Genomic DNA, 13,599 nt, shown 5'->3' with positions numbered 1-13,599 from the left:
GTAAATTGACGGAATTTTGGATGGAACTACAGGCGGTAGATAGTTATCAAGTGAAAGCAAGTGGAATCTTGACTGGCGCTGACAGAAAAATAATGACGATGTTATATCAACCGCTTATGGGGGCGGAATGTCTTGCTTTATACCAAACACTTTTTACCGAAGTAGAGGAAAACAGGCTTTGGTCAGAAGCGCATTCCCACGTCCAACTTTTAAATATGCTTGATATTAGTTTGAAAGCATTGTTCGAAGCGAGGCTCAAACTCGAAGGCTTAGGACTTTTGAAAAGCTACGTAAAAACTGAAAATGAGCAGCGTTTTTATATTTACGAAATTTTACCACCTTTATCTCCGGAAAAGTTTTTTTCGGATGGCTTATTAAATATTTATTTATATAGTAAAATCGGCAATGCACAGTTCCAACGTTTACGCCGATTCTTTTCAGATGAAGCAATTGAAACAAGTACATATAGTGAAATCACGAGATCATTCCAAGATGTTTTTGAACCATTTAAAGGTGGTACAGCGGCTGTTCCCGATGAATCGAAGCAAGTGCTAGCAGATAAAATAACACCAAAAGAAATCGAATTTGATGATGCTAGTTTTGATTTTAATTTATTTTTAAGTCTACTATCGCCAAGCATGATAACCCGCGAAAAAATAACGAAAGAAGTGCGTCAAACCATTTTGAAGTTACACGGGATTTATCAAATTTCCGAAAAAGATATGCCGAGTTATTTATATCGTGCAATAGATGCGAGCGGTGAGATTGATATTGTTTTCTTGCGTAAAATTGTTCGCGAAGGTTATACGATTGAAAATGGAGCACCACCAAAGCTGCAAATGAAACAAGAACAAGTCACGACAAAAGATACGGGCGAGGTTTTAAACGACGAAGAGGCTCTGCAAGTATACTTAGAAAGCGTCACGCCGTTCCAACTACTTGTTGATATCTCTGACGGCGCTGTGCCAGCTGAAACGGACTTACGTGTCGTCGAAGAAGTAATGAACCAACAAAATTTACCTGTTCCAGTCATGAATGTCTTAATCGAATATGTTATGCTTCGACTTGACCGGAAGTTGGCCAAAAACTACATGATGACAATTGCCGCGCACTGGAAACGAAAAAATATAAAAACCGCTAAAGAAGCAATGGATTTAGCCTGGCAAGAACATGAAAAATACAAACGTCTCCAAGAAGAACCAGCCACACCTAAAAACACCAATTACAATCGAAATTACCAAAAAGCAGCTAGAAAAGAAATTTTACCGGATTGGTTTGATAAAGAATCCGTTCCTCCAGCTGATAATAAAATGACTGATAAAGAAAAACAAACATTAGAAGAACAAGTTCGTGAAATTAAAGAACGACTAAATAAGAGGTAGGTGAAGGATATGGATAACATCGAAAGAACATTAGGACAGCTTTTTGAAGGTCGCGATTTTGAAAAAGAATACCAAGGATTAAAGGAGCAAGTACTTCATTATCAGCCGATTCAAGAATTTTTCAGAGAGCATAAAGAAGAAATCAACGAACAATTAATAAATCAAAATTTATCTAATTTATATGAATTTATGACGCAGCACAAAAAGTATATGGAGCAAGAAGTTACTTTAATGCCAGGTTATGCACCAAAACTTGTCCTTAACGGAGAATTCATTACTGTCACCTATTACCCAACAAAAGAAAAAATAGAAGAAGATAAACGTCGTGCTGTGGAGAAGCGAATTCGTTCTCTTTATATGCCAAAGCAAGTTGTAGATGCAAGTTTAAGCGATTTTTATACGGATGAAGAATCGCGACAATTAGCGCTTGTTGAAGCATATCAATTTCTAAATGAGTATCCTACTAAAAATGGGGAGCGTGTGAAGGCTCTCTATATTCATGGTAGCTTTGGAACAGGGAAATCCTACTTGCTTGGGGCGATTGCGAAAGAACTTGCTTTAAAAGGTATTTCAACAACATTGGTTTATTTGCCAGAATTCATGCGTGAAGTGAAACAATCAATTTCTGACAATACGGTGGGCGAAAAAATCCAATTTGCTAAAGAAACAGAAGTGCTGATGTTAGATGATATTGGGGCAGAGTCAATGACTGCATGGACCCGTGATGAAGTACTTGGGGCGATTTTGCAGTTCCGCATGCAAGAAGAATTGCCAACTTTCTTCTCGTCTAATTACAATATGGATCAACTAGAAAACCACTTAATGTTCGCTCAAAACGGCACTGAGGAAAAACTAAAAGCTCGCCGAATCATGGAACGTGTACGCTATTTGTCCAAAGAAGTACAATTAGAAGGAAAAAATCGTCGTTTCTAAAAAATGCTTGCAAATTGAATTAATCAGGCTTATAATTTGTATTAATATAAAACAAAGTGATGAAAAGGACAACCAATTTAACGGAAAATTCTAGAGAGGAAGGGCTAGCTGGAAACCTTCTATTGGAACTTAAATTTGGACCACCTTGGAACTTCTATTAGGAACGTTTTTACTAGTAATAATAGACGGATCGCTCCGTTACAAGCGACAAGAGTGAAGTAACTAATTCTAGTTATTTCTGAATCTTGGGTGGAACCACGAGCATAAACTCGTCCCTTGACAACAGGAGGGATGGGTTTTTTATTTTGCCCTCCTAATCATTAAAAATAATAAAGGAGAGATTAGTATGAAAATAACATTTCCAGACGGTGCAGTAAAAGAATTTGAGTCGGGAGTATCCACAGCAGATATCGCAGCCTCTATTAGTCCAGGGTTAAAAAAGAAAGCACTAGCAGGTAAACTTAACGGGGAATTACTTGATTTAGTAACACCGATTCATGAAGATGGAGCAATCGAAATTGTTACACCAGATCACGAGGATGCACTAGGTATTTTACGCCATAGTACTGCTCATTTAATGGCCCAAGCACTTAAACGGCTTTATCCAGATGTGAAATTTGGTGTTGGACCAGCGATTGATTCTGGTTTTTATTATGATATTGATACAGTAGCAGTAATTAGTGATGAATCTTTAGTAGAAATTGAAAAAGAGATGCAAAAAATCGTTCGTGAAAATGTGCCCATTGAACGGGAAGTGGTTTCTCGTGAAGAAGCAATTAAACGTTTTAAAGCCATTGGTGATGAATATAAATTAGAACTAATTGAAGCTATTCCAGCTGATGAAACAGTGACAATTTATACTCAAGGTGAATTTTTTGATCTTTGTCGTGGTGTGCATGTACCTTCTACTGGTAAAATCCAAGTATTCAAATTATTAAGCGTAGCCGGTGCATATTGGCGCGGAGATAGCAATAACAAAATGCTTCAACGTATTTATGGTACAGCATTCTTTGACAAAAACGGCTTAAAAGAATTTATCCAAATGCAAAAAGAAGCAAAAGAACGTGATCATCGTAAACTTGGTAAAGAGTTAGAACTATTTACTAATAGTATTGAAGTTGGTCAAGGTTTACCACTTTGGTTACCAAAAGGTGCTACTATTCGTCGCGTTATCGAACGTTATATTGTGGATAAAGAAGAACGTCTTGGTTATAATCATGTATACACTCCGATTATGGCGAATGTCGAGCTGTATAAGACTAGTGGACACTGGGATCATTATCATGAAGATATGTTCCCAACAATGAAAATGGATAATGAAGAACTTGTTTTACGCCCGATGAACTGTCCGCACCATATGATGATTTATAAAAATGATATCCATAGTTACCGCGAGTTACCAATCCGTATTGCGGAACTTGGCTTGATGCATCGTTATGAAATGAGTGGGGCACTTTCAGGACTCCAACGTGTTCGAGGTATGACACTAAATGATGCGCACGTGTTTGTTCGTCCGGATCAAATTAAAGATGAATTTAAACGTGTTGTAGAGCTGATTCTGGAAGTATATAAAGACTTTGACATTACAGATTACTCCTTCCGTTTAAGCTACCGCGATCCGAAAAACACAGAAAAATACTTTGATGATGATGCTATGTGGGATAAAGCGCAAACAATGCTTAAATCAGCTATGGACGAAATGGGCATGGATTATTTTGAAGCAGACGGAGAAGCGGCCTTTTATGGTCCTAAACTAGACGTTCAAGTAAAAACTGCTATTGGAAAAGAAGAAACACTTTCTACAGTACAATTAGACTTCTTACTTCCTGAGCGATTTGATTTAACTTACATCGCTGAAGATGGCGAAAAACATCGCCCAGTGGTAATTCACCGCGGGGTTGTTTCTACAATGGAACGATTCGTAGCTTATTTGATTGAAGAATACAAAGGCGCATTCCCAACTTGGCTTGCTCCAGTACAAATGGAACTTATCCCAGTAAACGCCGATGCACATTTAGACTATGCAAAAGGCGTACAAGATAAATTACAACGTGCTGGACTTCGAGTGGAAGTGGATGATCGCAATGAAAAATTAGGTTACAAAATCCGCGAAGCACAAACAAAGAAAATTCCTTATGCATTAGTTCTTGGTGATCAAGAAATGGAATCGGGGACAGTAAATGTTCGTCGCTACGGTTCCAAAGATTCTGAAACAATGGATTTAGATAAATTCATTGCACAAGTAGTAGCAGAAGTAAGTAAATATTAAGGGTGGAAATACTGTTCCGAAATGGGGCAGTATTTTTACATGGTGCTTTTTTCCTCTTTTTCCGTTATACTAGTAAAAGATAACGAATAGAACAGGATGGAAAATAATGGATGTAAATAATGTAGAACTAATCATAAGCGCCGTTCGACCAGAACAATACCCAGAAACGGACATTCCAGAATATGCGCTTGCTGGCAGATCAAATGTTGGAAAATCATCATTTATTAATACGATGATTCGTCGCAAAAGCATGGCAAGAATTTCACAAAAACCAGGCAAAACACAAACGCTAAATTTTTATAAAATTGAAGAAGCGCTTTTCTTTGTAGATGTACCAGGTTACGGTTTCGCAAAAGTTTCTAAAACCGAACGAGAAAAATGGGGCGTCATGATTGAAACGTACATCACTTCCCGTGAACAGCTTCGTGGCGTCATTCAAATTGTTGATCTGCGACACAAACCAACCGAAGATGATCGAATGATGTATGAATTTCTCAAGTATTACGAAATTCCTGTCATTGTTGTAGCTACCAAAGCAGATAAAATCCCACGGAGTAAATGGCACAAAAATGCCAAAATTGTTCGTGAAACGCTCGATTTTGACCCAGATGACAAATTTGTGTTATTTTCCTCAGAAACAAAAATGGGAAAAGACGAAGCGTGGCAATATATCAAAGAAGGAATGGAATAATAGGAAGAGTTGGAATGAAAAATCCAGCTCTTTTTTCCGTTCAGATGCAGAAACGGACTATTTGGAGTCCACTTAGAAAAGTGGTAAAATAGTGAAGAGTTCAATTTAATTTTAGGAGGATTATCGAATGTTTATTCTCACCATGGGGCTGAATCACCATACAGCACCAATCGACATCCGCGAAAAATTAGTTTTTAAAGAAACTGAAGAAGAAATGGCACTAGTAACATTATTGCAGGAAAAAAGCATCCTCGAAAATGTTATTATTTCGACATGCAATCGAACAGAAATTGTCGCAGTTGTAGATCAATTACATACAGGTAGATACTATTTAAAACGCTTTATGGCAAACTGGTTTCAAATGGAGATGGAAAAAATCGAACCATATTTATTTTTCCGTGAAGAATCCCTTGCTGTAAATCACTTATATAAAGTAACAGCTGGGCTTGATTCATTAGTTTTAGGAGAAACACAAATTCTCGGTCAAGTAAAACATGCCTATGAAATCGCTAAGCAAACTGGGACTACCGGAACACTTTTAAATAAACTTTTCCGTGAAGTAGTTACTTTTGCTAAAAAAGTACATCATTATACAAAAATTAATGAAAATGCGGTTTCTGTTAGCTATGCGGCTGTCGAAGTTGCTAAAAAATTATATGGTACTTTAGAGAATAAAAGAATCGTTCTCGTGGGTGCTGGTGAAATGAGCGAATTAGCGCTACAGAACCTTGCCGGAAGTGGTATCCATGATATCACCGTCATCAATCGAACGAAAATAAAAGGAGAAGCACTTGCAAGTCGTTTTCAAGCAAAAGTAGGTACATATGAAGAAATGAATGTCCACTTACTGTTAGCGGATATTGTTCTTGTCTCAACTAGTGCTTCGGAACCAATTATCAAACATGCTGATATGCACCTTTTAATGGAACAAAAAGCGAGTTCTTTGCTTGTTATTGACATTGGCTTACCACGAAATGTTGAACATGATTGTTCATATATTCCCAATTTCCATCTATATGATATTGATGACTTAGCAGGTGTGGTTACTGCTAATTCTATGGAACGTAAGCGAATTGTTTCCGATTTAGAAGAAACAATTGAGACAGAAGTTCAAACCTTTTTTGAATGGGAGAAACAGCTTGGAGTCGTTCCAGTTATTCGTGAGCTCAGAAAAAAAGCTTTAGACATGCAAGAAGTAACCATGACAAGTCTAGAGAATAAGCTTCCTGGTTTAACAGAGCGTGAATATATTCAAATCGGCAAACACATGAAAAGCATCATTAATCAAATGTTGAAACAGCCAATATCAGAGTTAAAAGAAATGTCTGTAGAAAGAGATGCCGATTTAAGCATTAAACATTTCAAACGAATCTTTGGTTTAGAAGGCGTCCTAGCACTAGAAAAAGAACAAGCTGAAACGAGGAGTAATACATGAAACGTAAAATAATTGTTGGCTCTAGACGCAGTAAATTAGCACTTACACAGTCGGGGTGGGTAATAGCAAGATTAAAAGAAAACTATCCATCGATTGATTTTGAAATAAAAGAAATCGTAACAAAAGGAGATCGCATCCTGGATGTCACACTTAGCAAAGTTGGTGGAAAGGGATTATTTGTATCTGAAGTTGAACAAGCTTTAAGTGATGGCTTGATTGATTTTGCTGTACATAGTATGAAGGATGTCCCTTCAAGTTTGAAAGAAGGGCTTACGATTGGCGCAATACCAAAGCGTGAATCCGCATTAGATTGTTTCGTTTTTAACACAGTAGCAACTTTTAAAGATCTACCGAAAGGCGCCGTTATCGGGACCAGTAGTTTGAGACGTGCAGCACAAATACTAAGAAAACGTCCAGATTTTGTTATTAAACCGATTCGTGGCAACATTGATACGCGACTTCAAAAATTACACGCTGAAAATTTTGATGCCATTATTTTAGCGAAAGCCGGCTTAGCACGAATGGGCTGGTTAGAGAATACCACTTTAAAATTAGAAGACATTCCTCCTGAGCTTTGTTTACCAGCTGTCGGTCAAGGTGCACTTGCAATTGAATGCCGAGAAAGTGACCAACAAATTTGTGATATGCTAGCATCTATTCATCACGAAGAAACAGGTGCTTGTGTGGAGGCGGAACGAATCTTCCTAAAAAAATTAAACGGTGGTTGCGAAATCCCAATTGCTGGTTTTGCAACAAAAACAGATGGCACAGTCTACTTTAAAGGTTTAGTTGGGAATTCGGATGGCACTACAATTCTGTCGGCTGAGCAATCAGGAAAAAACCCGGAGACAATTGGCAATCAAGTGGCAGAATCACTACTTAGTGAAGGTGCAGCTTCGATTATTAAAGAGTTGAGAAACTCATGATAAAAAAAATAATTTTGACAAGGGAAGCAAATAAAAATAAAAAATGGCAAACGTATTTTATTCAAAATGGATTTGAAGTAGAACAAGTGCCATTGATTGAAACAAGACCAAGAAATATTTCTTTTACTTCAATGCAACTAGAAGTAGAATGGATTTTCTTTACAAGCGCTAATGCTGTTACGTATTTTTTCGCAAGGCAAAATGTCATCCAACCCTATAAATATGCAGTGATTGGGGAGCAAACAAGCGAAAAGTTAGCTGAATATGGTTTTTCTCCGAGTTTTATTCCATCTGCATATCAAACAGAAATTTTTCTTGTTGAATGGTTGAATCGATATCCAGAAAAAACGAGTGTGTTACTACCTAAGAGCAATTTGAGCAGAACGATAATAGAAGAGACACTTAATGAAAAAGGTTATTTTGTTTTCCCAGTCGAATTATATGAAACGATTGTCCCAACCGCATCAAGGCTAGAATTAATCACTATTTTTGCTCGAGATGAAAAGCAAATCATCATTTTTGCTAGTCCATCTGCTTGGAAGAGCTTCTATGCAGTGGCAAAAAACTTCCCAAACCAAAAAGAAAACTGGCGAATCGCTTCCATCGGTAATGTAACAACAAAAGCAATTGTTACGGACGGATGGGATGTAACCTACCAAGCAGAAACATTCACCATGAAGCACTTAGCTGATTTGATTATACAGGAGGAATACAAATGAAAAATCAATTTGATAGACATCGTCGTTTAAGAAAAACAAGTGCGATGAGAGATTTAGTTAGAGAAACTATTTTGCATACAGATGATTTAATTTATCCTATCTTTGTGAAAGATGGAAAAGAGTCAAAAACAGAAGTGGTTTCTATGCCAGGAGTTTTTCAGTTTCCACTCCATGAATTAGAACAAGAAATTAAGAGCATTCAAAGACTTGGTATTAAAGCTGTTATTTTATTTGGCATTCCAGCAGAAAAAGATGCAATTGGCACGCAAGCTTATCATGATCATGGCATTATCCAAGAAGCAACTCGGTTAATCAAAACTAGCTTTCCTGAAATGCTTGTGGTTGCTGATACTTGTTTATGTGAATTTACCGATCATGGCCACTGTGGAGTTATTCAAGAGGGAGAAATTTTAAATGATGAATCACTAAAATTGCTGCAAAAAACTGCTATCAGTCAAGCTTCGGCAGGGGCAGATATTATTGCTCCCTCTAATATGATGGATGGTTTTGTACAAATTATTCGTGAAGGACTTGATGAGGCAGGCTTTCAAGATATCCCGATTATGTCATATGCTGTAAAATATGCTTCTGCTTTTTATGGTCCATTTCGCGATGCAGCCGGAAGCGCACCACAATTTGGTGATAGAAAGTCTTACCAAATGGATCCAGCTAATAGGGAAGAAGCCCTTCGTGAAGCAATGTCTGATGAGCAGGAAGGAGCAGATTTTTTAATTGTGAAACCTTCCTTGTCTTACCTTGATATTATGAGAGATGTTAAAAATAATACTCTCTTACCAGTTGTAGCCTATAATGTTAGTGGCGAGTATGCAATGGTAAAAGCTGCTGCACAAAATGGTTGGATAGACGAAGAACGTATTGTTTTAGAAATGTTAACAAGTATGAAACGTGCTGGAGCATCACTAATTATCACTTATTTTGCAAAAGATGTGTCCAAATACTTAAATAAATAGGAGGCAAGCAATTTGGGAAACTATTCAAAATCCGTGAAAGCTTTTAAAGAATCAAAGAAAGTCTTACCAGGCGGAGTAAACAGTCCGGTTCGTGCATTCAATTCCGTGGATGCCTCGCCTGTCTTTATGGACCACGGCAAAGGTGCTTATATTTCAGATATTGATGGAAATGATTATATTGACTATGTTTTATCTTGGGGCCCACTAATTTTAGGGCATGCAAATCCTGCTGTTGTCAGTGCAATCACATCAGCCGCGATGAAAGGGACTAGTTTTGGGACACCAACTGAAATTGAAACGGAACTTGCTAAACTAGTTATTGAACGTGTTCCTTCTATTGAAATCGTTCGAATGGTTTCTTCAGGGACAGAAGCAACCATGAGCGCTATTCGATTGGCGCGTGGTTATACTAAAAGAGATAAAATTTTAAAGTTTGAAGGTAGCTATCATGGTCACGGTGATTCTTTGTTAATTAAGGCTGGCTCAGGCGTCGCAACGCTTGGATTACCCGATTCCCCCGGTGTTACAAAAGGGCTTGCCGCTGATACTATTACCGTTCCATATAATGATGTTGAAGGAGCAAAACTAGCTTTTGAAAAATACGGGGAAGAAATCGCTGCTGTAATTGTGGAACCAGTTGCAGGTAACATGGGTGTCGTTCCTCCGATTGAGGGTTTTTTAGAAGGACTACGAGAACTGACTACCCAATATGGTTCACTACTTATATTTGATGAAGTAATGACAGGCTTCCGTGTTGATTATTATTCTGCCCAAGGATATTATGTTGTTACACCTGATATCACTTGTTTAGGAAAAGTAATTGGTGGAGGACTTCCTGTTGGTGCATATGGAGGCAGGAAGGAAATTATGGAACAAATTGCTCCAGCTGGGTCTATTTATCAAGCTGGAACCTTATCTGGAAATCCGTTAGCGATGAATGCTGGATTTGAAACGGTAAGACAGCTGACACCACAACACTATGATTATTTCCGAGCGCTAATTAAACGGATGGAGGAAGGACTAAAAGAAATTTCCATTAGAAGAGAGGTTCCGCTTGCGATTAACAAAGCTGGTTCAATGTTTGGATTTTTCTTCACCGAGCAAAAAGTTATCAATTTTGATACGGCGAAAACAAGTGATTTAGAATTCTTCAGAAATTATTACCGAGAAATGCTCGGACAAGGAATCTTTTTACCTCCATCGCAATTCGAAGGGGTCTTTATATCGACAATGCACACGGAAAAAGAAATTGATTTAACACTAGAAGCTTTTGATTACACGTGTAAAAAACTTCGCACTAATTGACGAAACTAGGAAGATTTGTTAAAATTATTTTTAGATATAGAACTAAATGCAGTGAAGAGGAAGAGTAAGGTATTTATTTTCCAAAGAGAGAAAGCGGTTGGTGCGAGCTTTCGAAAATAATATCTGAAGGTAGCCTTGGAGCAGTTTTCCTGAAATTCTAGTAGGGAATAACCGGTAGATTTTCTCTATCGTTAAAACAATGAAGTGCCTGCATTTTTTCTGTGGGTAAAAAGGTGGTACCGCGAATAATACTCTTTTCGTCCTTTTATTAGGATGAAGAGAGTTTTTTATTTTGCTCAAAAAAGGAGGAATCATTATGACAGAACAAAATGAAATTAATATGCCCACAAAATATGAGCCAAGTAATGTAGAAGCAGGTAAGTATAAATGGTGGTTAGAAAAAGCGTTCTTTAAAGCAGAAGGAAATACCGATAAAAAACCATATAGTATCGTTATTCCACCACCAAATGTAACTGGTAAACTCCATTTAGGACATGCTTGGGATACAACGCTTCAAGACATTATTACTCGTATGAAACGAATGCAAGGTTTTGATACGCTATATCTACCTGGAATGGACCATGCTGGTATCGCAACTCAAGCGAAAGTAGAAGCAAAATTAAAAGAAGATAATATTTCCCGCTACGACTTAGGACGCGATAATTTTATTAAAAAAACATGGGAATGGAAAGAAGAATATGCTGACTTTATTCGCGAACAATGGGAAAAATTGGGTCTTGGTTTAGATTATTCAAGAGAAAGATTTACTCTAGACGATGGTTTATCTGATGCGGTGAAAAAAGTATTTGTAAAATTATATAATAAAGGTTTGATTTATCGTGGACAATATATTATAAACTGGGATCCAGAAGCTAAAACAGCTCTTTCTGATATTGAAGTTATTCATAAAGATATTGAAGGGAATTTTTATCATTTAAAATATCCATTATCGGATGGTTCTGGTTATATAGAAGTTGCTACAACTCGTCCAGAAACAATTCCTGGTGATACTGCAGTTGCCGTACACCCAAAAGACGAAAGATACCAACATTTAATTGGTAAAACTATTATGCTGCCTGTCATGAATAGAGAAATTCCAATTGTAGCCGATGAATATGTTGAAAGAGAATTTGGATCTGGGGCAGTTAAAATCACACCGGCCCATGATCCAAATGATTTCGAGGTAGGGAATCGTCATGACTTACCTCGGATTATCGTGATGCACGAAGATGGCACAATGAATGAAAATGCTGGGAAGTATGATGGATTAAATCGTTTTGTAGCTAGAAAAGCAATTATTCAAGATTTTCAAGATTTAGGCTTATTCATTAAGCAAGAACCACATCTTCATTCTGTAGGACACTCTGAAAGAACTGGCGCCGTGGTTGAACCATACCTTTCTTTACAATGGTTTGTGAAAATGGAACCTCTTGCATCTGAAGCACTTGCACTCCAAAAAACGGAAGATAAAGTTAATTTTGTTCCAGCGAGATTCGAAAAAACTTATGAAACCTGGATGGATAACATTCACGATTGGTGTATTTCACGCCAATTATGGTGGGGGCATAGAATTCCGGCATGGTATCATAAAGAAACGGGAGAGATTTACGTTGGAGAAAAAGCACCAGAAAATATTTCCGATTGGGAACAAGATGAAGATGTGCTAGATACATGGTTTAGCTCTGCACTATGGCCATTTTCCACTATGGGATGGCCGGATACTGAAAACCCAGATTATAAACATTTTTTTCCAACTAACACATTAGTAACAGGTTATGATATTATTTTTTTCTGGGTTTCGAGAATGATTTTCCAATCAGTGGAATTTACAGGAGAAAGACCATTCAAAGACACATTAATTCATGGTTTAGTGCGTGATGCAGAAGGACGTAAAATGTCTAAATCACTTGGTAATGGTGTGGATCCAATTGAAGTTATTGATAAATATGGAGCAGACTCACTTAGATATACACTTGCTACTGGTTCTTCCCCTGGTCAAGACTTAAAATTTAGTTTTGAAAAAGTAGAATCTACTTGGAACTTCATTAATAAAATTTGGAATGCATCTCGTTTTGTGTTAATGAATTTAAATGATATGAAATATAACGAAATTGACTTAACCAATGTCACAGAAGTGAGTGATAAATGGATTTTGACGCGACTCAATGAAACTATTCAATCAGTTACTTCTCTAGGAGAAAAGTATGAATTTGGTGAAGTAGGAAGAACTCTATATAACTTCATTTGGGATGACTTTTGTGATTGGTATATTGAGATTGCCAAAATTTCATTATATGGTGAAGATGAAGTGGCAAAGCAAACAACTCGATCTGTACTTGCCTATACATTAAATAACACAATGCGCTTGTTACATCCATTCATGCCTTTCGTAACTGAAGAAATCTGGCAAAACTTACCTCATGAAGGCGAATCTATAACTGTTTCCGAATGGCCACAAGTAAATGAAGAGCAAATGGACTCAAAAGCATCTATATCTATGCAAATGCTTGTTGAAGTAATTCGCGCAGTGCGGAATATTCGTGCAGAAGTAAATACACCACTTAGCAAAAAAATTGTACTTGAAATGAAACCTAAAAATGACATGTATAAAGAAATTCTTGAACAAAATATTTCTTATATTGAACGTTTCTGTAATCCAGAACATGTGACAATTTCATTCAATGTGGCCCCTTCTAAAACCGCAATGACCGCAGTTGTATCGGGTGCAGAAATATTTATTCCGCTTGAAGCATTAATTGATTTAGAAGTGGAAATTGCCCGCCTTCAAAAAGAATTGGAGAAGTGGGACAAGGAAGTGGCTAGAGTACAAGGAAAACTTAATAATGAACGTTTTATTAGTAAGGCTCCTGAAAGCGTAGTTGCGGAAGAACGTATGAAAGAAAAAGATTATCTTGAGAAAAAAGCTTCTGTACTTGAACGAATTGAGACATTAAAAGAAGTATAATTA

The 13,599-nt window shown here is 37.2% G+C and carries 10 protein-coding genes and 2 other annotated features; all 10 genes read left to right on the top strand.

What is annotated here, in order from left to right:
* Positions 1-5: 5 nt before the first annotated feature.
* Positions 6-1,382: a replication initiation and membrane attachment family protein gene (locus JL53_RS08645; RefSeq protein WP_038407396.1), complete on the top strand. Its 1,377-nt coding sequence runs from the start codon at positions 6-8 to the stop codon at positions 1,380-1,382.
* Between the two features lie 9 nt (positions 1,383-1,391).
* The gene (dnaI, locus tag JL53_RS08640) at positions 1,392-2,315 is read left to right on the top strand and encodes a primosomal protein DnaI (RefSeq protein WP_003719854.1); all 924 of its coding nucleotides are present in this window, start codon (positions 1,392-1,394) and stop codon (positions 2,313-2,315) included.
* A 50-nt stretch (positions 2,316-2,365) separates the two neighbouring features.
* Positions 2,366-2,595: a binding site (T-box leader), on the top strand.
* Positions 2,596-2,661: 66 nt separating this feature from the next.
* Complete coding sequence (thrS, locus tag JL53_RS08635) at positions 2,662-4,584, top strand: threonine--tRNA ligase (protein ID WP_003719853.1); 1,923 nt, start codon at positions 2,662-2,664, stop codon at positions 4,582-4,584.
* Positions 4,585-4,690: 106 nt separating this feature from the next.
* Complete coding sequence (gene yihA, locus JL53_RS08630) at positions 4,691-5,275, top strand: ribosome biogenesis GTP-binding protein YihA/YsxC (protein ID WP_003719852.1); 585 nt, start codon at positions 4,691-4,693, stop codon at positions 5,273-5,275.
* A gap of 127 nt (positions 5,276-5,402) precedes the next feature.
* The gene (gene hemA, locus JL53_RS08625) at positions 5,403-6,710 is read left to right on the top strand and encodes a glutamyl-tRNA reductase (protein ID WP_003719851.1); all 1,308 of its coding nucleotides are present in this window, start codon (positions 5,403-5,405) and stop codon (positions 6,708-6,710) included.
* Positions 6,707-7,636, top strand: a complete 930-nt coding sequence (gene hemC, locus JL53_RS08620; RefSeq protein WP_038407394.1) for a hydroxymethylbilane synthase — start codon at positions 6,707-6,709, stop codon at positions 7,634-7,636. Before hemA ends, hemC begins: the two co-directional genes overlap by 4 nt.
* A complete protein-coding gene (locus JL53_RS08615) occupies positions 7,633-8,355 on the top strand; it encodes a uroporphyrinogen-III synthase (RefSeq protein ID WP_038407393.1) in 723 nt (240 codons plus the stop codon). Before hemC ends, JL53_RS08615 begins: the two co-directional genes overlap by 4 nt.
* A complete protein-coding gene (gene hemB, locus JL53_RS08610; RefSeq protein ID WP_038407392.1) occupies positions 8,352-9,326 on the top strand; it encodes a porphobilinogen synthase in 975 nt (324 codons plus the stop codon). Before JL53_RS08615 ends, hemB begins: the two co-directional genes overlap by 4 nt.
* A gap of 12 nt (positions 9,327-9,338) precedes the next feature.
* Complete coding sequence (gene hemL, locus JL53_RS08605; RefSeq protein ID WP_003719847.1) at positions 9,339-10,631, top strand: glutamate-1-semialdehyde 2,1-aminomutase; 1,293 nt, start codon at positions 9,339-9,341, stop codon at positions 10,629-10,631.
* Between the two features lie 42 nt (positions 10,632-10,673).
* Positions 10,674-10,899 (top strand) — a binding site (T-box leader).
* A gap of 45 nt (positions 10,900-10,944) precedes the next feature.
* The gene (locus tag JL53_RS08600; RefSeq protein WP_077916441.1) at positions 10,945-13,596 is read left to right on the top strand and encodes a valine--tRNA ligase; all 2,652 of its coding nucleotides are present in this window, start codon (positions 10,945-10,947) and stop codon (positions 13,594-13,596) included.
* Positions 13,597-13,599: the final 3 nt, after the last annotated feature.

The sequence above is a fragment of the Listeria ivanovii subsp. londoniensis genome, assembly GCF_000763495.1.
Taxonomy (GTDB): domain Bacteria; phylum Bacillota; class Bacilli; order Lactobacillales; family Listeriaceae; genus Listeria; species Listeria londoniensis.
The sequence above is the reverse complement of the archived record's forward strand: the minus strand, read 5'-3'. Positions and strand labels throughout refer to the sequence as shown.

Coding starts and splice junctions, on each gene's coding strand:
- hemB (WP_038407392.1), top strand. CDS start 8,352: ATGAAAAATCAATTTGATAGACATCGTCGTTTAAGAAAAACAAGTGCG.
- dnaI (WP_003719854.1), top strand. CDS start 1,392: ATGGATAACATCGAAAGAACATTAGGACAGCTTTTTGAAGGTCGCGAT.
- JL53_RS08615 (WP_038407393.1), top strand. CDS start 7,633: ATGATAAAAAAAATAATTTTGACAAGGGAAGCAAATAAAAATAAAAAA.
- yihA (WP_003719852.1), top strand. CDS start 4,691: ATGGATGTAAATAATGTAGAACTAATCATAAGCGCCGTTCGACCAGAA.
- hemC (WP_038407394.1), top strand. CDS start 6,707: ATGAAACGTAAAATAATTGTTGGCTCTAGACGCAGTAAATTAGCACTT.
- hemA (WP_003719851.1), top strand. CDS start 5,403: ATGTTTATTCTCACCATGGGGCTGAATCACCATACAGCACCAATCGAC.
- thrS (WP_003719853.1), top strand. CDS start 2,662: ATGAAAATAACATTTCCAGACGGTGCAGTAAAAGAATTTGAGTCGGGA.